At 40.3% G+C, this 1,595-nt stretch carries 3 protein-coding genes; 2 read left to right on the top strand and 1 reads right to left on the bottom strand.

Annotated features, from left to right (window positions below; translation table 11 throughout):
* Positions 1–660, top strand: a 660-nt coding sequence (locus A1232T_RS12485) for an RNA-guided endonuclease InsQ/TnpB family protein (protein ID WP_244152475.1), incomplete at its 5' end; no start/stop codon positions are given.
* Between the two features lie 23 nt (positions 661–683).
* A complete protein-coding gene (locus A1232T_RS12480) occupies positions 684–1,340 on the top strand; it encodes an IS1595 family transposase (protein WP_077449714.1) in 657 nt (218 codons plus the stop codon).
* A 19-nt stretch (positions 1,341–1,359) separates the two neighbouring features.
* Here A1232T_RS12480 and A1232T_RS12475 read toward each other — a convergent pair.
* On the bottom strand, positions 1,360–1,595 hold a 236-nt coding region (locus tag A1232T_RS12475), incomplete at its 5' end, for a transposase (protein ID WP_143513993.1).

Raw genomic sequence — 1,595 nt, 5'->3', positions numbered from 1 at the left:
AAAGGCAGACAGATTCGCATACCAAACCTAGGTTGGGTTCGTATGCGTGAAGCCTTGCGCTTTGACGGCAAAATACTCTCAGCTAAAATCTTTAGTCGAGGTGGGAGATGGTTTGTCTCTGTTGCAGTTGAAATAGATGCTGTAAACCTTGCCAAAAAGACAGGCAGACACACAGGTAAGCAAACTGGTGTAGACTTAGGTATTACTGACTTAATCACTCTATCAGACGGTACTAAGGTCAAGGCACCCAAGCCACTTAAGACGAAACTTAAAAAGCTTAAAAGGCTGAGTCGTCAATTAAGCCGTAAACAAAAAGGCAGTAATAATCGTGCTAAAGCGAAAGCCAAGCTATCACGATTGCACCTGCAAATTAGTAATATCCGTAAAGACGCTCTACATAAGCTTACTACTGGCTTGGTGAATGAGTATGACGTTATTGCGATTGAAAACCTAAACACCAGAGGCATGATGCAAAATCGTAAGCTAAGTCGTGCTATTAGCGATTTAGGCTTTTATGAGTTTAAGCGTCAGCTTGTTTATAAGGCTAATCAATACGGTAAAACTATCAAAGAGTTAGATAGATGGTTTCCATCCTCTAAAACTTGCTCTAATTGCGGTCACTTGCTGACCAAAGACGAACTTTGGGGCTGTCCTAGATAAGTAAAATTATTTAGGATAGTACCATGAGAAAGAGTAAACTAAGTTGGTATAAACAAACCAGACTAATCGAACTATTTGTTGCAGGTTCTACAGCAAGAACAGCAGCAAGCTTAGTCGGTGTTAACAAAACCACAGCCACAGCCAGTTATTACTTTCATAGACTAAGAATGCTTATTTACGAGAATAGCCAAGAGCCTGGTTTATTCGAAGGTGAAATCGAAGTAGACGAATCATACTTTGGCGGAACCCGTAAAGGCAAGCGAGGACGAGGTGCTGGTAGTAAAGTCCCCGTGTTTGGCTTATTAAAGCGTAATGGCAAGGTTTACGCCTGTATTATACCCAATGCTAAAGCAGATACCTTGATACCAATCATAAGAGAAAAGGTGAAGCCTGATAGCATTGTTTACACTGACTCATTTAAAAGTTACAACGCATTAGATGTCAGTGAATTTACTCATTATCGTATAAACCACTCTAAAACCTTTGTTAATGATAAGAACCATATTAACGGCATAGAGAACTTCTGGAACCAAGCTAAACGGCATTTACGTAAGTTTAACGGTGTTCCAAAAGAGCACTTTCACCTCTATTTAAAGGAGTGTGAGTGGCGATTTAATCACAGTGACCCAAAGTCGCAATTATTGCAATTAAAAAAATGGGTTAGACAGGGTTTGAACTAGTTATCTAGGACAGCCCCTCTTAATAACAGTCCTGCTGTAGATCAGACTTAATCTCTCGATACGCCATCTCAATCTCCCAGCGCTGCAAATACAGCTGTGCCACTTTATCCTTAGTAAAGCGTTTATCATCTATTAAAGAGGTGATGTATCGTCTTATCTTACCCTCATAACGACACTCAATTAATCGAGCTTGCCAAGTAGCAGGTAGGTTTGGATTTTTCTTTTGTGCCTGAGGAGAGACGGGCATTTGTATTA

It is taken from the genome of Psychrobacter pasteurii, assembly GCF_900162815.1.
GTDB classification, from domain to species: Bacteria; Pseudomonadota; Gammaproteobacteria; order Pseudomonadales; family Moraxellaceae; genus Psychrobacter; species Psychrobacter pasteurii.
This window is presented reverse-complemented; position numbering and strand designations above follow the sequence as displayed.

Coding starts and splice junctions, on each gene's coding strand:
- A1232T_RS12480 (WP_077449714.1), top strand. CDS start 684: ATGAGAAAGAGTAAACTAAGTTGGTATAAACAAACCAGACTAATCGAA.